The sequence below is a fragment of the Pseudoalteromonas sp. QJM3NY_22 genome (assembly GCF_056173065.1).
Genome location: NZ_CM149655.1, coordinates 1,545,718 through 1,560,907 on the forward strand (window position 1 = coordinate 1,545,718; position 15,190 = coordinate 1,560,907).

General features: G+C 40.6%; 19 protein-coding genes. 12 read left to right on the forward strand and 7 right to left on the reverse strand.

Features of this window, described 5'->3' with window-relative positions:
• Positions 1–10: 10 nt before the first annotated feature.
• From AC0VZ4_RS06875 to AC0VZ4_RS06905, 7 genes are all read left to right on the forward strand, one after another.
• Positions 11–943 carry a hypothetical protein gene (locus AC0VZ4_RS06875; protein WP_475441282.1) on the forward strand — a complete coding sequence of 311 codons (933 nt, stop codon included), beginning with the start codon at positions 11–13 and terminating at the stop codon, positions 941–943.
• The gene (locus AC0VZ4_RS06880; RefSeq protein WP_475441283.1) at positions 936–1,244 is read left to right on the forward strand and encodes a hypothetical protein; all 309 of its coding nucleotides are present in this window, start codon (positions 936–938) and stop codon (positions 1,242–1,244) included. Before AC0VZ4_RS06875 ends, AC0VZ4_RS06880 begins: the two co-directional genes overlap by 8 nt.
• Positions 1,237–1,866 carry a hypothetical protein gene (locus AC0VZ4_RS06885; RefSeq protein ID WP_475441284.1) on the forward strand — a complete coding sequence of 210 codons (630 nt, stop codon included), beginning with the start codon at positions 1,237–1,239 and terminating at the stop codon, positions 1,864–1,866. The genes AC0VZ4_RS06880 and AC0VZ4_RS06885 overlap by 8 nt, the downstream gene beginning before the upstream one ends.
• The gene (locus AC0VZ4_RS06890; protein ID WP_149614043.1) at positions 1,863–2,348 is read left to right on the forward strand and encodes a baseplate complex protein; all 486 of its coding nucleotides are present in this window, start codon (positions 1,863–1,865) and stop codon (positions 2,346–2,348) included. The genes AC0VZ4_RS06885 and AC0VZ4_RS06890 overlap by 4 nt, the downstream gene beginning before the upstream one ends.
• On the forward strand, positions 2,345–3,049 hold the full coding sequence (locus tag AC0VZ4_RS06895) for a hypothetical protein (RefSeq protein ID WP_475441285.1): 705 nt from the start codon (positions 2,345–2,347) through the stop codon (positions 3,047–3,049). The genes AC0VZ4_RS06890 and AC0VZ4_RS06895 overlap by 4 nt, the downstream gene beginning before the upstream one ends.
• Entirely contained in the window at positions 3,022–3,975 is a 954-nt protein-coding gene (locus AC0VZ4_RS06900; protein WP_475441286.1) for a hypothetical protein, read from the forward strand. Before AC0VZ4_RS06895 ends, AC0VZ4_RS06900 begins: the two co-directional genes overlap by 28 nt.
• Before the next feature lie 170 nt (positions 3,976–4,145).
• Positions 4,146–4,910, forward strand: coding sequence for a class II glutamine amidotransferase (locus AC0VZ4_RS06905; RefSeq protein ID WP_149605129.1), 765 nt, complete (start codon positions 4,146–4,148; stop codon positions 4,908–4,910).
• 38 nt (positions 4,911–4,948) lie between these two features.
• On the opposite strand, the gene AC0VZ4_RS06910 is transcribed toward AC0VZ4_RS06905, so the two are convergent.
• From AC0VZ4_RS06910 to cmoA, 5 genes are all read right to left on the reverse strand, one after another.
• Positions 4,949–5,683, reverse strand: a complete 735-nt coding sequence (locus AC0VZ4_RS06910) for a DUF3108 domain-containing protein (RefSeq protein WP_475441624.1) — start codon at positions 5,681–5,683, stop codon at positions 4,949–4,951.
• Positions 5,684–5,699: 16 nt separating this feature from the next.
• Positions 5,700–6,347: a phosphoribosylglycinamide formyltransferase gene (purN, locus tag AC0VZ4_RS06915; protein ID WP_033028281.1), complete on the reverse strand. Its 648-nt coding sequence runs from the start codon at positions 6,345–6,347 to the stop codon at positions 5,700–5,702.
• The gene (gene purM / locus AC0VZ4_RS06920) at positions 6,347–7,399 is read right to left on the reverse strand and encodes a phosphoribosylformylglycinamidine cyclo-ligase (RefSeq protein WP_149594765.1); all 1,053 of its coding nucleotides are present in this window, start codon (positions 7,397–7,399) and stop codon (positions 6,347–6,349) included. Before purM ends, purN begins: the two co-directional genes overlap by 1 nt.
• 190 nt (positions 7,400–7,589) lie before the next feature.
• Positions 7,590–8,558, reverse strand: a complete 969-nt coding sequence (gene cmoB, locus AC0VZ4_RS06925; protein WP_475441287.1) for a tRNA 5-methoxyuridine(34)/uridine 5-oxyacetic acid(34) synthase CmoB — start codon at positions 8,556–8,558, stop codon at positions 7,590–7,592.
• 12 nt (positions 8,559–8,570) lie between these two features.
• Positions 8,571–9,296, reverse strand: a complete 726-nt coding sequence (cmoA, locus tag AC0VZ4_RS06930) for a carboxy-S-adenosyl-L-methionine synthase CmoA (protein WP_007378000.1) — start codon at positions 9,294–9,296, stop codon at positions 8,571–8,573.
• A gap of 117 nt (positions 9,297–9,413) precedes the next feature.
• Between cmoA and AC0VZ4_RS06935 the strand changes: the two genes are divergently transcribed.
• Together AC0VZ4_RS06935 and AC0VZ4_RS06940 are read left to right on the forward strand one after the other, a co-directional pair.
• Entirely contained in the window at positions 9,414–10,100 is a 687-nt protein-coding gene (locus AC0VZ4_RS06935) for a DUF3334 family protein (protein WP_008139103.1), read from the forward strand.
• 233 nt (positions 10,101–10,333) lie between these two features.
• Positions 10,334–10,696 (forward strand): hypothetical protein, encoded by a 363-nt coding sequence (locus AC0VZ4_RS06940; RefSeq protein ID WP_475441288.1) that lies wholly within the window; start codon positions 10,334–10,336, stop codon positions 10,694–10,696.
• 149 nt (positions 10,697–10,845) lie between these two features.
• Here AC0VZ4_RS06940 and AC0VZ4_RS06945 read toward each other — a convergent pair whose 3' ends face one another.
• Together AC0VZ4_RS06945 and AC0VZ4_RS06950 are read right to left on the reverse strand one after the other, a co-directional pair.
• Complete coding sequence (locus AC0VZ4_RS06945) at positions 10,846–11,340, reverse strand: M48 metallopeptidase family protein (protein ID WP_475441289.1); 495 nt, start codon at positions 11,338–11,340, stop codon at positions 10,846–10,848.
• Positions 11,341–11,364: 24 nt separating this feature from the next.
• Positions 11,365–12,213 carry a DUF72 domain-containing protein gene (locus tag AC0VZ4_RS06950; RefSeq protein WP_475441625.1) on the reverse strand — a complete coding sequence of 283 codons (849 nt, stop codon included), beginning with the start codon at positions 12,211–12,213 and terminating at the stop codon, positions 11,365–11,367.
• A 249-nt stretch (positions 12,214–12,462) separates the two neighbouring features.
• Here AC0VZ4_RS06950 and aspS point away from each other — a divergent pair, with 249 nt between their 5' ends.
• The 3 genes from aspS (at position 12,463) to AC0VZ4_RS06965 (ending at position 15,166) form a co-directional block, all read left to right on the forward strand.
• A complete protein-coding gene (aspS, locus tag AC0VZ4_RS06955) occupies positions 12,463–14,241 on the forward strand; it encodes an aspartate--tRNA ligase (RefSeq protein ID WP_475441290.1) in 1,779 nt (592 codons plus the stop codon).
• Between the two features lie 119 nt (positions 14,242–14,360).
• Positions 14,361–14,591 carry a hypothetical protein gene (locus tag AC0VZ4_RS06960; protein ID WP_002959972.1) on the forward strand — a complete coding sequence of 77 codons (231 nt, stop codon included), beginning with the start codon at positions 14,361–14,363 and terminating at the stop codon, positions 14,589–14,591.
• 14 nt (positions 14,592–14,605) lie between these two features.
• The gene (locus AC0VZ4_RS06965; RefSeq protein WP_475441291.1) at positions 14,606–15,166 is read left to right on the forward strand and encodes a pentapeptide repeat-containing protein; all 561 of its coding nucleotides are present in this window, start codon (positions 14,606–14,608) and stop codon (positions 15,164–15,166) included.
• The last annotated feature ends 24 nt before the right edge of the window (positions 15,167–15,190 follow it).

Below are 15,190 nucleotides of genomic sequence, written 5' to 3' on the forward strand. Positions count from 1 at the left end.
AGAAAATACTATGGATATAAATACAGGTATATCACAGGTTTTAGATGCAACTAATAAGTTGACTGAAGAAGTAAGTAATAAAGTAAAGCAGATTAATGAAAGCGTAAATGATGCCAAAAATGACTATGAACACTTTAAAAGTGACTTACTGAAAACGCGCATTGTTGGTGGGAATTTATTGCAAGATCCTTGGCTTCAGAATGTCTCTGTGGAGACTATTGATAATAAGGAGACAATAGTTGCACATTCGCCTCCACTCTTTTCTAAAGTTAACACTAGTCTTGAGGTTGTTAGTGCAAAAACTTATGGGTTCTCTACTCGCTACGGGCATGCAGGTGTTATTAAAAGTGAAAGTGAGACGCCTGAGAAGTTTACAGATAATCCATGGTTTGCATCAGAAGAAACACCACTATTTGCTAAAGATTCTCAAGAGAAAACTATAGTACCGAGAGGTGGATTCTTTGCTGGTGATTGGTCGGGATTAACTAAAACTGGCCACATTTTCCGAATGCACGTTAAACCCGTTGATTTAAGAGAAGAAGGTAATGAAATTACACGCCTGACTAACGGTGCACAGATTATATCAAGTGAAAGTAATGGCATTTTTGCGGGTTTATTAATGTTAAGAGCCTGGGTTTATGTAAAAAAGGGATCTCTCATATTTGGGAATCATGCTGGTTACAATGGAAATGAATCATTCCAAAAAAAGTGGGAGGCTGTCGATTTCACTCAGAGTAAATCAGACCATCCGTTTAAATTAGTCGAGGTTATATTTTCGCCTCCCATGTCAGCAAATGTTGTTAAACAAATGAATTTTGCCAGTGGAGACAATGAAAGCGAGCTAGAAGCGTATATCGCAAGTCCTCAGCTTTTCGTTTTAGATCACGAAGATGATAAGCGTAAACCAATGATTAGTAACTGTTTTGGAGGTTTAAATGTTTAAGTGTAATAGCCATACCGTATTTGACTTAAAAGATTTATTTAATGAAGAAGATCAGCTCTTAGTAGATGGCCCAGTAAAAGGGTTTGGCGCACATAGTTATGTCGATGCTTCAAGTGTGAATGAAGCACTGATACAGGTAAAAAGAAATGATATTTTGACGGTGCGAAAAACATTATACAAAGCAGAGTCAGACCCTTTATTTATGGAGTCACAATTTGATAGCACAGCTGAGTCACATCAAAAGTGGCAAGATAAAGTAGCTGAAATTAAAGCCCGTTACCCATTGCCTGAAAATGCATAACGTTGCGCTTTGTTATCACCAAACAGCCGCCCCTTGCTCAATGCAAGCGGGCGCGCAGTTACTTGCATCGGCAATAAAAGACGGCTCACGCACAGATAAGCCAGCACAATATAGCGCGCTGCTCTTATCTGTTAGCGCAAATGACCCTGCCGCACTGGCTAGCAAGCTCAGCATGATAAACGAATATTGCCCAATACCTGAGTTTATTAGCTGTGCTCAATACGGCCAAAGTCAAAGTGCACTAGAGCAAACTCAGCTCGTAACCTATGACGGCCAAAGTATCGAATGGCAAATAAACACATTGCAAAACTTAACGCCAATACGTGAGCAACAAATAGCGGACGAAATTGCTACTGTAAACGACAGTGGCAAGCAATTAATAAACACCATTGACGATGCATTGACTCAAACCGTTGAGCTAAAAACAGCACGCGACGAGCGACTAAATCAGGCGCAATTTACTGCTCAAATTAGCGGGGTCGATATGCAATTAATAACAGCAGGCACAGCAAAGCAGCTAGCCGACTCAGTTGCTAGCAAAGGCAATGAGCATAACTATTGGGCAATGTGTTTGTTTGTTGGTGAACCAAGCGAGCTTAATCATATTAAAGAGGTGTTATGAGCATATCGTTAGATGGCTGGAATATCCCCGGGTATGAAACGCGGGTCAATGCTGGTATTAAATTAGCCGGTGGCGATATGTCAGGCATGGGAAGTTTTGCGCTCATTAGCGATCAAGGTGTTAAGCCTGGCATGTTAACTGTGAGCACTAAAATACCGCTCAATGAAGAGGGGACTTTAGCATTACTTATTAGCAAAGCGAAAGCACTTGATGAAAACGGCGCCCGTATTATTTACACAATTAATAATGCATTAGCAGAGGCCTATAAAATACGTAAAGCCAAATTTGATGGCGAGGTAAAAGCTGTAGAACTTGAAGAAAAGCGTGCATGGCAAATCAGCTTTAAACTTATTGAAGTACAATCCGTATCAGAGCGTGAGCAACAACAGCTTGATGGTACAGCAAACCAAAATGCACAGTCGCAAGCAGTCACTTCAAATAACGATGTACAAAGTAAATTTGCTGCAGTGGAGGGGCCATGAGTACCCGCCTATCCGATACGCTAACCATTGGCGGTAAACCAGTAACGAGCATCGTTACTAAAAGCGTACAACTTGATATAGCCAGCACTGGTCGTGCAAAGTTTGAAATAGTGACAGAGGAAGTGCCAAGCGGATTAGTCGAACTGCATTTAGGTTACACACTAGATAATATGGTCCCGTATTTTCTCGGCGTTATCGAATCAAAACACCAGGCAAACGGCCGTTGGTATTTAACTTGTCGCGAATTACTCGGCGCATTAAGTTTCACTGCCCCCCTTGCAGTTCGCCATGCAACAATCAAAGCGGTGCTTGATGAATTGGCAAAGCTCGGTGTTGAATTTGTGACACCTGAAAACGCCGGCTATTTAAATAAAACGATACCCGCGTTTTACCATAGCGGCACAGGTATTGAAGCGCTAAAGCAAATAGGCAAAGCATGGGGCATTAGTGATTTTATATTTCAACAACGCCCCGATGGCAAAATATTTGTCGGTAGTTGGCACGACTCCCGCTGGCCACTCGCAGCAATAAACGACTTTCCAGAGCACACAATAACAGCCAAAAGCTCAACCACCGGCGAGCTAATCGCCATTCCAAAATTAAGACCAGGCATACAAATAAACGGCCGGAACATAACCGAAACAACCCTAATCAACGACAGGATGCACATACGATGGTCAAACAAGCCATTAAACGCCTAATACAGCGCTACTTCCCAGAACTAAGCGAACGTAAACACCTGCCGCAACTTGCACGTATCGAAAAAATATACGACCTACCAAGTGACGCCGCAGCAATCAGCACCGCGTTTAGGCCACTAAAAGCGGCCGACGTACAGCTATTAAATCCGCTCACAAATGAGCCATTAGCCGTGCCCGTATTTCAGCAAGTAACACTCGGCACAGGGCAAGCATCCGATCACGGTTTGTTGAACGAACCTATGCCAGGCATGCAGTGTTTAATACAGTACATCGATGGCCTAAACAGCCATCCCGTTATCACCAGTTTATTACCATGGCAAAGTTTAGTGCCCGAGCACAAACGCACCGATGTTACGCTACAGCAAAATAGCCGCAGCAAAATACAAGGCCGCGACGGCAACTGGCAAACCACAACCGACGGCGATATAACCCAAACTAGCGACAGCAACACTGTGACAGCGCGTAAAAGTGAACAAAGCTACCACGAACGCACCTGCAGCATAGACAGCCACGACATTACAAAAATAGATGGAAATCAAATCACCGAAATCATGGGCGCATTAAAAACCGTGGTCGGCGAAAAAGCCTTAATAATTGCACTTGAAGGGTTATTGCTAGGCAGCAAAAAGCAGGTAGATATTGAAGCCACCGAAAACATGAACCTAACCACACTAAAAACCCTCCACGCCAAAGCCACCGAACTGGCAAAGGTCGAAGGAAAAACAGTTTGGTTGGGTGACAGCTCAGTAAACGTGGCTCAAGTTCTTCTTGATTTAATAAGCCTAGTAAAAGACATAAATCAAAGTTTAGAAACCCACGGCCATAAAGATCAGGGAGCAGGGCCTCCAATAACAAAGGGCGAATTTACAGGCCACAAATCAACAGCAAACAACTTAAAAAATACATTAGAGCCAATAGTAGGGTAGTTAGTGCTTGCCTATTGACTCATCGTGTTAAACAATAACTAAATTAAAATTGAAAAAATAAATGATAAAGCAATCACAAAAGATAAATGTGCAACCAAAACTGTGACCAAGGTGGGAGTTTAATTGTTTTTAAATTTATAATACATTGAACTATAAGGTAAATATATTTTATGTGCGAGTTGCTTGGCATGTCAGCCAATGTGCCTACCGATATTTGTTTTAGTTTTTCAGGCCTTTTAGAGCGTGGCGGAAACACCGGCCCGCATAAAGATGGTTGGGGTATTACATTTTACGAAGGTAAAGGCTGTAGAACCTTTAAAGATCCGCAGCCGAGTTATCAATCTGAAATTGCAAAGCTCGTTAAAGTATACCCAATTAAAAGTGTCTCGGTTGTTAGCCATATTCGCCAAGGTAACCGCGGTAGAGTATGCCTTGAAAATACTCATCCTTTTACGCGAGAGTTATGGGGGCGTGAAATCACTTACGCTCATAACGGGCAGCTATCTAATTATCACGATTTAAAACCACAGTACTATCGCCCAGTAGGTAACACCGATAGCGAACTCGCTTTTTGTTGGTTACTTGATAAAATTCGCGAAAAATACCCAAAGCGTCCATCTAATATGGCGTCGGTTTTTAGATACGCCGCTAAGCTTTCGCATACCCTTCGTGAAAAAGGCGTATTTAATATGCTGCTAACCGATGGCATATTTGTTTTAGCCTATTGCACTAATAACTTACATTACATAACGCGCCGTGCGCCATTTGGTAAAGCAACGTTGATTGATGCCGACATGGTGGTCGATTTTCAACAAGAGACCACACCAAACGATGTAGTAACAGTTATAGCCACAAGGCCTTTGACGAATGATGAGCGTTGGCAAAAAATGGAGCCGGGGGAATTTGCATTATTTAAAATGGGTGAGCTAATTTAGCCCACCTATTTTAAATATTAACTTTGGTTTAATTAAATTTAGTTAGCTTCTTGAGGTTGTTGTGCTGTAGCAGGCGCAATAGCTGTTGGTGCAGTAACAGTAAATGAATTCATTTGAACTTCAAACTGCTCCATACCTTTCTCGCCTTTCCACATACGTACCAGCATGTAATCCATTTCTGGCGCAAACCATGCAATTGCTTGGCGTTTATCGTTATCGTATAAACGTTTAACTTTAATGGCTTCTACATTACCGATAGGTAGGGAGATCATCTCTTTTTCAACAACTTCAAAGTTGTAGTCGCGGCGGTTACCTTTTTTGTCTATAAGCGGGAATGAAAAGCTCGTTTCGCCTTTTTTCAACCCTTCGCGCACTTGCACTTGGTATGAAATAGCATCCTGAAATTCATCAGTCCATTCGCACTTAAGTGGGTATTCGCTAGCGCTGCTAGTCACTACTTTGTTTGTTGTATCAAAATCAATTTTATAATCTTTATCTGGGCCTGTACCGGTGCGGATCATATTGTAATGATGCGGGGTAACCTTGCCATCTTTAAAGGTAAACTTTGATGTTTCTTCACGAGAATCAGAGAAAATCATCCACTCAATATTGCTGTGGTATGTTAGTTCATAAGTATCGTCGCCCATTTTTTTGAGCTCACGAACAGCCTCACCATGATTTTTACCTTTGCGTAAAATATCGTAGTTAGCTTGATATTGGGTCAATTCGCCTGCAATTAGGCTAGTTGGAAGTAAAGTGCCCGCACATAACAACAGGGCACTTATTTTTTTATTGTGGGTAGTGCGCGCCGTGTGCAGGAAGTTGTTTTTTGTCAAGAACTGCATAATCTGCTTCCATAGTAAGTCTGTGTTCACTGAACCACTTGACCACCAAAGGATAAATTACATGCTCTTGCTCATGCACGCGTTTTGCTAATGTTTCTGCTGTATCATCCTTGAGTACAGGTATTTGCGCCTGAAGAATAACGGGACCGCCGTCTAACTCTTCAGTAACAAAGTGAACACTTACGCCATGAACATTATCTTTTGCATCAATTGCTCTTTGGTGGGTATTCAGCCCCTGATACTTAGGCAACAAAGATGGATGAATGTTCAACATTTTTCCAACATATTTTTGCACTAAGCTAGGAGTAAGAATACGCATAAATCCAGCTAATACAACTAGATTTGGCATAAAAGAGTCGATAACGTTCATTAATTGCGCATCGTACGCTTCGCGCGAGTCAAAATCTTTATGACTGAGCACTTTTGTAGCAATACCTGCTTGTTTTGCACGTTCTAGGCCATAAGCGTCTGCTTTATTACTAATAACAGCCGCTATATGTCCGTTTATCTCGCCACGTTCGCAGGCATCTATAATGGCTTGTAAATTAGAGCCACTACCTGAGATTAAAACTACCAGACGAGTCGGTGCCATTACTTAGCACCACCTACAATTTCAACTTGCTCTTCGCCAGCTGCTGCATCTTGAATTTCACCAAGGTGCCATGCATTTTCGCCCAAGTCTTTTAACATTGTTAAGCTTTGCTCAAGTTTGTCTGCAGGGACTACTAAAACCATGCCTACACCACAGTTAAATGTACGGTACATTTCGTGTGTAGTTATATTGCCGTTTTCTTGTAGCCAGTTAAAAATAGATGGCCACTGCCAGCTATCACCTTTAACTACTGCTTTTGCAGAAGCGGGTAATACGCGTGGAATGTTTTCCCAAAAACCGCCGCCAGTAATATGCGAAAGCGCATGTACGTCAACGTTTTTGAATAACTCAAGTAAAGGTTTTACGTAAATACGAGTAGGCTCAAGTAAGGTTTCGCCTAATGTTTTACCTTCAAAGTCAGCGCTGGTATCAGCTTTTGACACTTCAAGTACTTTACGAATTAAAGAGAAGCCGTTTGAATGAGGACCGCTTGAAGCAAGTGCAATAAGCTGATCGCCGGCGGCTACTTTTGTGCCATCAATAATTTTTGATTTTTCTACAACGCCTGTACAAAAGCCTGCCATGTCGTAGTCTTCACCATCATACATACCTGGCATTTCAGCTGTTTCGCCACCAATTAGGGCACAACCTGAAATTTCACAACCTTTGCCAATGCCTGTCACTACGTCAGCTGCTGTGTCTACATCTAGTTTACCCGTTGCATAGTAATCTAGAAAAAACAGGGGTTCAGCACCTTGAACAATTAAGTCGTTTACACACATTGCAACTAAATCAATACCAACCGTATCGTGTTTTTTTAAGTCGATTGCTAAACGTAGTTTAGTACCAACGCCATCTGTGCCTGCAACTAATACTGGTTGCTTGTAACCTTCAGGAATTTCACAAAGTGCGCCAAAACCACCAATTCCGCCCATTACTTCAGGACGACGAGTTTTTTTAACTACGCCTTTAATACGCTCAACAAGTGCATTACCAGCGTCGATATCTACGCCCGCGTCTTTATAGCTTAGAGACTGTTTTTGTTCGCTCACAGGTTTTCCTCAAAATAGTTGTTTTGGGTTGCTTAGAAACGCGCGTATTTTACAACAATTGCAAGGTCGCGGCTAGCGCAAATGTAATTTTGAAATAATAAACAAGGACACTTGTCCGCTGCTTGTTGTTTAAATAAACAAAAAAACGCCCGCAGGCGTTTTTTTAGTATTTAAGGCGTTGAATTAACCGCTATGCTTTTGCAGTTAATATTGCTCTAAGTGGAGCAGGGTAACCTTCAATTGTTTTACTTGTGTCGTTTGGATCTAAAAAGTCGATTAACGATTCGTTTTCCATCCAATCGGTTTTGCGTTGTTCTTCAAGCGTGGTAATAGCGCAATCTTTTATTTGCACATCTTTAAAGCCAACGCGTTCCATCCACAGTTTTAATGCTGCAGTACTTGGAATAAACCAAACGTTGCGCATTTTAGCGTAGCGATCAGTTGGGACTAATACTGTGTTTTCATCGCCTTCAATTACTAGGGTTTCAAGTACGAGTTCGCCGCCTGGGCGAAGCTGCGCCTTTAATTGTGCTAAAAAGTCGATAGGTGAGCGACGATGATAAAGTACGCCCATCGAAAAAACCGTATCAAACGCTTTAAGCTCGGGTAATGCTTCAACGCCGAGTGGCAGTAAATGCACGTTTTCATCTGGGTTGTAGTGTTTAATTGCCTGAAACTGACATAAAAATAAATCAGATGGATCAATACCCACGACAAACTCTGCGCCTTCACCACGCATACGCCATAAATGATACCCTGAGCCACAACCAATATCTAAAACAGTGCGGCCTTTTAATGGCTCAATATGAGGCAGGAGTCTGTCCCACTTCCAATCACTGCGCCACTCTGTATCTATTTCAATACCGTGCACACTAAATGGGCCTTTGCGCCATGGCATCATGCGTTTTAATAAATGCATGGCTTGCTTTTGCTCGCCATCACTCATCTCCCCTGGTGCGCCAATTTCTACCTTAGTAGAAATATCAACATGGCTTGTTGAAACCTCAGGCAAGTTTTTAAGTACTTTTTGCCATTTAGGTAAATCACCGTGGCTAGCCTCGTTTTGCCAATGTTTTAATTGTGCAGGCAGTGTTTCTAGCCAGTGACTAAGTGGGCTTTCTGCAATAGATGCGTAAAATTGGTTAAACCATTGAGACATGGATGACTCTCTTTATTTAATTGCTACCATTGAGCAAAAATTAAAACATTGATACCACACTTGAGTTTGGCTAAAACCAATATCTTGTAAGCGAGTAAAGTGAGCGCTTAGTGTATCTGGGCGCATAACGTTTTCGATGGCGGTACGCTTTTGGCTTATTTCAAGCTCAGAGTAACCATTGTGTCGTTTAAAGTCGTGGTGCAAATCAATCAATAAATTGTCGCATTGCTCATTTTCAGCTTTAATTTTTTCGCTTAGCAGCAATACACCACCAGGTTTTAAATTAGCATATATTTTTTCAAGCACAGCTTGGCGCTGCGCGTGTGGAATAAACTGCAACGTAAAATTCATTGCTACTACCGAGGCGTTTTGAATTTCAAGCTCGTTAATATCGCCTAAAGTAACAGTAACAGGCACATCTGATTTAAAACCTTGTAAATGTACCTTACAACGTTCAACCATTGCTTGAGAGTTATCTACCGCTATTATATGGCAGTTATCGGTACGAATATTACGGCGCATACTAAGTGTTACGGCGCCCAGTGAGCAGCCTAAATCATAAAGATTTGAGTTACTTTGCGCGTATTCACCGGCGAGTTTACCCATTGTACTGACAATAGTTGCGTAGCCCGGTACTGAGCGTTGAATCATATCGGGAAATACTTCGACTACATTTTGGTCAAAGCTAAAATCTTTTACTTGTTGCTCAGAGGCATAAATACTGTCTTTTATGGTCACGAAAGCAGTCTCTTTTAAAATAATAGTGTTATTTTAACATTTTATACTGGATAGTCAGTGATAAATTCAGTAGCTTGACTAGAATTATGAATAATAAGCACAAAAAGAGATTATTAAATGAGTAAAAGTAAGGTGATTAGTACCGACGATATTTTAGCAACCCTGTGTCATTCTGTAACAGGCGTACTTACCTCAGCCAGCGGCAATAGCATTAGCTATTCTGCAATGGTACAAAAAATAACGCGAACATGTATGCGCCCAGATATTGGTTGCTTTGTTTTGTTTGATGGTGGCTTTACCGGATTGGTAATTACTAACTTCACCTCGCAAGCAGCAATGGAAATTTATGGCGATTATATGCGTAATATGGGGATGCCAGAAGAAGAAATAGCGCATAGCCATTTATCAGACGATGTGTCTAACGTATTAGGTGAGTTAATGAACCAAATTGTTGGCGATTTTACATCTAAAGTACGCGAACAATTACACACTTCTATTACGCAAAATCAGCCAAAAATGATGGCAATTAACAAACAAGTGCAAATATCGGTAGATACCACGATGGATCGCCCACAAGCACGTCGCGTAACATTTACTACCAGTAAGCAAAATATCTTTTACCTAGAACTTGCTATGGATAAAACTGAGTTTATTAAACTGCATGATTTTGACATTGTAGAAGCTATAGACCCTGATGACATTATCGAAAATGAAGCCAAACAACAAGCTGAAAAATCTAAAGCAGCTGCGTCTTCTGGACAAGATGACGACGATGACGACTTCATGGCAGGCTTAGGGCTTTAAGTTTATTTATGTAGGTTGGGTTGAGTGAAACGAAACCCAACGACTACTGCTCTATCAATTTTTGCCACCGAAGCTTAGTTAATTACCAAAAAACGCGATTTGATATCGCGTTTTTTGTTTTAGATAATAATTAATATTATAAGGCAACAAACAGTTTATTTATGAGTTACTTGGTGTGAATTTTGCTTATAGTTATGACTGTGAACAGATTAATTCATCAAAAGGGGAAATAGATGCAACTTACTCATAATTTAATGGACCTATACTTTAATTATAACGGCAGAGTTGGTGATGTGAAGGGCGCCCAAGAGGACATTGAGGAATTTGAACAAATAGCTAAAACGGCTTCAACTGAGGAGGAAAAACTTCGTTATGAGCAGGCTGCAGAGAAGTTAAAAACCGAAATACTCCCAAAAATGCAAAAAGAGATGGAGCAACTAGCTAAGGAGCTAGGGTTAGACTCTAGCGATATTGGTAAAGTAGCGAAAGCAGATTCGAAAGAGTCAGTGACTCTAGCTATACGTCAGCAGCCCCAAGGGAAGCTGCTATTACTAAATTCGTATGAAGTAGGCAACTATTACCACAATAAAATTTAGATGCATGCTGATTTTATATTGGAAAATACCCTAGCGGCAATTCATTACCGGATAAATAGTAACTAGGCTTTATCTTGATTAAAAGCTCAACAAGTATCTGGAAATTCGAAAGATAAACATGGCTTTGTGATCATCATTAAATTGACCGCCTAATAAGGATTCTCTCCCATCGCCACTACCACACAAAATATCCTTAAATCTAATTCCAATTGGTGGTAACTCGGCTCCATGTGGCAGCAAAGTTGGTAAAAGCCTTTGTTATGGTCTTTTTCTTTAAAGTGGGCGAGCTCATGTACCACTAACGCTTTTAATAATGGCTCGGGGGCGCGCAGCAAGTCGCTATTTATGGCTAAATCGTGCTTTCGGGTTTTGCCTTGCATTCGATACGTATGTGTACCCAGTGCGTTGGTGACCATATCGCCTTGCTTTTTAAATGCTGCGCGCCCAAACGGTGGTGCATTTTTTAAATACTGTTTTTTAAGCTCGGTTGCATAGTTATAAAGTAGTTTATCGCTGGTAATAGTGTGTGCTTGCGGATACTTTTTAAGTAAGTAGTCACATACCTTGTTGTTATCTATAAGGCTTAATACTTGCTCAACAATGTTAGCTGGATAGCCGGTAAAGTAACGTGCGTATTCACTCATTATTAATTCTCTGTCGTTTTACTTTTAAAAAAGTGCTTGCTGGTGGGCTTCTTTTTCGCCAGTAAATGGGTTTAATGCTTTGTGATCATAACAAAGGTCTTTGCAAAACTGCCTTGCTAATAATGGCGCTTCTCGGTTATCTGCCGTATGAAAAAACACATAGGGCGTTTTACCCTCATCAAGCCATTGTTTTACTTTACTTAGCCATGGTTTATAAAAGGATTTATAGTCATTTTGTAAGTTAGCTATCACAAAGCGCGCCATAGGCTGGGAGCCTGTAGCAATAGCGTGCACTGGTAAATGAGGCTTTTTTTGCTGTGCATCTATTAGCGCTTCTGTTGTTGGTTTTACCGCAAATAGGGCGCGAGTATCCATCGATATGCGATTTATGTTGTTTGCCATTAATAACTGATTAAGCGCTATTTCGGCTTCACCCTTTTGAAAAAACGCAGCATGGCGTACTTCTACGCCGTAATTAATCTCTTTTGGTAACAGGCTAATAAACTGTGCGAGTTTGGGTAAGTCGTTTGGACCAAAGGCTTTGGGCAATTGCAGCATGATTTGCCCTGTTTTTTCTAAAATAGGGGAGAACAAGTTAAGCCAATCAGTAAGCTCAGTGTGTATATTAGTAAGGTGTAGTTCGTGGCTAAAGCGACGATTAAACTTAAACGTAAATTTAAAATCGTCGGGTACACTATTTGCCCAGCGCAATACGGTGCTTGGCGATGGGTCGGCGTAAAAGCTGGTATTGCCTTCCACAGAATTAAAATGCTGCGCGTATTGGCTAAGCATATCGGCGTTTTTACATTGGCTTGAAAATAAATTGCCTTTCCATGCATTACTCGACCACTGCGGGCATCCAATATATAACATATAAATAGCTGATAAATTACTTCGTGACGTAAGTGTACCAAATACATACGGTGGTTGCTGCAAATTAACATTACAAAGCTAAATACACGCCCTAGCATCTTAATGTTAGTTGAGTATAATACAGGGCTTAATTTGATTATTTTTAGATTGCTAGCGGCTTTATTTGTATTGTGGTGACCTGTTTTTTAAATCACACGCCTTAAAACAAATAAATACAACCGTTTAAGCCTTTTATCTGACAGGAAAACTATGCGCTCTATATATTGCGGACAGCTAAATAAAACTCACGTAGATCAAGAAATTGAACTATGTGGCTGGATCAACAAACGACGTGACCTTGGTGGACTTATCTTTGTCGATTTACGCGATAGAGAAGGTTTAGTACAAGTTGTATTCGACTCTGACATTGAAGAGTTAATGAGTTCAGCTAACACACTTCGCCAAGAATTTTGTGTTCAGCTAAAAGGTACTGTACGTGCACGCCCTGATAGCCAAGTAAATAAAGACATGGCAACAGGTGAAATTGAAGTTTTAGGTACTGAGCTTACAATTATTAACCGCTCTGAGCCATTACCGCTTGATTTTAACCAAGTAAACTCAGAAGAGCGTCGTTTAAAATACCGCTACCTAGACCTACGTCGTCTAGAAATGAGTGACCGTATTAAATTACGTGCTAAAGCAAGCAGCTTTGTTCGTCGCTTTTTAGATGAAAACGGCTTTTTAGACATCGAAACACCTGTACTTACTAAAGCAACGCCAGAAGGCGCACGCGATTACTTAGTGCCAAGCCGCGTTCATAAAGGTAGTTTTTACGCATTACCGCAGTCGCCACAGTTATTTAAGCAATTGTTGATGATGTCGGGTTTTGACCGTTACTACCAAATTGTTAAATGTTTCCGTGATGAAGATTTACGTGCCGATCGCCAACCAGAATTTACCCAAATAGATATAGAAACCTCGTTTATGAGTTCTGATCAAGTACGTGGTATGACTGAAAAAATGATCCGTGAAATGTGGCAAACATTACTAAACGTTGATTTAGGCGATTTTCCAATCATGCCTTACAGCGAGGCAATGAGCCTTTACGGTTCTGATAAGCCAGATTTACGTAACCCAATGAAATTAGTTGATGTTGCAGATTTAGTTAAAGACGTAGAGTTTAATGTTTTCTCAGGTCCGGCTAACGACGAAAAAGGTCGTGTTGCTGTATTAACTGTACCGGGTGGCGCTAAGCTTTCTCGTAAACAGCTTGACGATTACACTAAGTTTATTGGTATTTACGGCGCTAAAGGCATGGCGTGGATGAAAGTAAACGACCACACTGCAGGCGCTGAGGGTGTTCAATCACCAGTGGCTAAGTTTTTAAGCGAAGACGTAATCACAAAATTACTTGAGCGTACTAATGCACAGTCTGGCGATATTATTTTATTCGGTGCCGATAAGCGCAATACAGTAAATGAAGCAATGGGCGCACTGCGCGTTAAGATTGGTGTTGACTTAGAAATCACCAACCTTAATAGTTGGGCACCACTTTGGGTTGTAGACTTCCCAATGTTTGAAGAAGATGACGAAGGCACATTACATGCTGTGCATCATCCATTCACTGCACCAAAAGATATTACTGCAAGTGAGCTTGAAGCAAATCCAGCTGCGGCTATTTCAGATGCCTACGACATGGTATTGAACGGCTACGAAGTGGGTGGCGGTTCGGTACGTATTCATAATGCAGATATGCAAGAAACTGCATTTAGAATTTTAGGTATTAACGAGCAAGAGCAACAAGACAAGTTTGGTTTTTTACTTGATGCACTTAAATACGGTACACCACCACATGCAGGTTTAGCATTTGGTCTTGACCGTTTAGCAATGCTTTTATGTGGTACCGATAACATTCGTGACGTTATTGCTTTCCCTAAAACAACACAAGCGTCGTGTTTATTAACCAACGCACCAAGCAAACCTAACCTTGATTCGTTAGCTGAGCTTGCAATTAGTGTTGTTGAAAAAGCGATACCTAGCGAAGAGTAATTTTTGTTTAGCTTATTGAGCTAAATTTAAAAACCCTTAAGTTATATGCTTAAGGGTTTTTTTGTGGTTAAATTTGCAGCAGAGTGTATTTTAACCGAACAGACGAAAAAGGAATTATTATGTCGATCAATGCAACCTTATTTGGTGAGTTCTTAGTTTTTTTTATTGTGCTGAGTATTCCTATTTTTGCTGTAATTAGCTACAAAATAGGTAAGCGTAAAAGTACTATGCCTGGGGTTTTAGCTTTTGTGGGTGGCTGTTTAGCGCTATTTCCACTATTTGCTTTGATTTTTATTGCAGTGCTTGCGCTTAAAAAAGATTTACCTAAAAATAGCGTCTATGCCCATTAAAAACTAGGTTAATAGTGTCAATTTCAAATAATAATCACTACTTCGACGAGCAATTTAATGCTTTGCAGCACGAAGAGCAACTAACTGAAAATTCTGAGTTTGAAGAGTGCACATTTACCGATTGCGACTTTTCAGGCGGGCAGTTTAAAAATTGCCGATTTATACAGTGCAACTTTAAAAACTGTAATTTATCGTCACTTAAATGGAACTACAGCTCGCTTGAAGATGTAAGTTTTAGCCACTGTAAATTAAATAGTTTGCAATGGGCTGATGTAGATTGGCCAGCGCTTAGTATTAACGCACCGGTGAGTTTTAATTATTGCGAGCTCAGTAATAGTTCTTTTTTTGAATTAACCCTCAAAGCCCTCAAACTAACACACTGCTTTGCCAAAAATGTTGATTTTAGACATGCTGATTTAAGCGGTAGTGAATTTACAGGAACAGATTTTCGCGATAGTGAGTTTTTTCAAACTAACTTAACAAAATGTGATTTTGTAGGTGCTACAGCATTTAATATAGATTTGAGTAATAATATTTTAGCGAATGCTCATAGGTTGGATCTTAAGAAAACTTGAAGTTGAACTCTGTTAATGATCAAA

Excerpts from the sequence above, each read along its gene's own strand:
- AC0VZ4_RS06940 (WP_475441288.1), top strand. The coding sequence starts at position 10,334 with ATGCAACTTACTCATAATTTAATGGACCTATACTTTAATTATAACGGC.
- AC0VZ4_RS06880 (WP_475441283.1), top strand. The coding sequence starts at position 936 with ATGTTTAAGTGTAATAGCCATACCGTATTTGACTTAAAAGATTTATTT.
- aspS (WP_475441290.1), top strand. The coding sequence starts at position 12,463 with ATGCGCTCTATATATTGCGGACAGCTAAATAAAACTCACGTAGATCAA.
- AC0VZ4_RS06895 (WP_475441285.1), top strand. The coding sequence starts at position 2,345 with ATGAGTACCCGCCTATCCGATACGCTAACCATTGGCGGTAAACCAGTA.
- AC0VZ4_RS06905 (WP_149605129.1), top strand. The coding sequence starts at position 4,146 with ATGTGCGAGTTGCTTGGCATGTCAGCCAATGTGCCTACCGATATTTGT.
- AC0VZ4_RS06950 (WP_475441625.1), bottom strand. The coding sequence starts at position 12,213 with ATGTTATATATTGGATGCCCGCAGTGGTCGAGTAATGCATGGAAAGGC.
- AC0VZ4_RS06900 (WP_475441286.1), top strand. The coding sequence starts at position 3,022 with ATGGTCAAACAAGCCATTAAACGCCTAATACAGCGCTACTTCCCAGAA.
- AC0VZ4_RS06890 (WP_149614043.1), top strand. The coding sequence starts at position 1,863 with ATGAGCATATCGTTAGATGGCTGGAATATCCCCGGGTATGAAACGCGG.
- AC0VZ4_RS06885 (WP_475441284.1), top strand. The coding sequence starts at position 1,237 with ATGCATAACGTTGCGCTTTGTTATCACCAAACAGCCGCCCCTTGCTCA.
- purN (WP_033028281.1), bottom strand. The coding sequence starts at position 6,347 with ATGGCACCGACTCGTCTGGTAGTTTTAATCTCAGGTAGTGGCTCTAAT.
- cmoB (WP_475441287.1), bottom strand. The coding sequence starts at position 8,558 with ATGTCTCAATGGTTTAACCAATTTTACGCATCTATTGCAGAAAGCCCA.
- AC0VZ4_RS06945 (WP_475441289.1), bottom strand. The coding sequence starts at position 11,340 with ATGAGTGAATACGCACGTTACTTTACCGGCTATCCAGCTAACATTGTT.
- AC0VZ4_RS06875 (WP_475441282.1), top strand. The coding sequence starts at position 11 with ATGGATATAAATACAGGTATATCACAGGTTTTAGATGCAACTAATAAG.
- AC0VZ4_RS06935 (WP_008139103.1), top strand. The coding sequence starts at position 9,414 with ATGAGTAAAAGTAAGGTGATTAGTACCGACGATATTTTAGCAACCCTG.
- AC0VZ4_RS06960 (WP_002959972.1), top strand. The coding sequence starts at position 14,361 with ATGTCGATCAATGCAACCTTATTTGGTGAGTTCTTAGTTTTTTTTATT.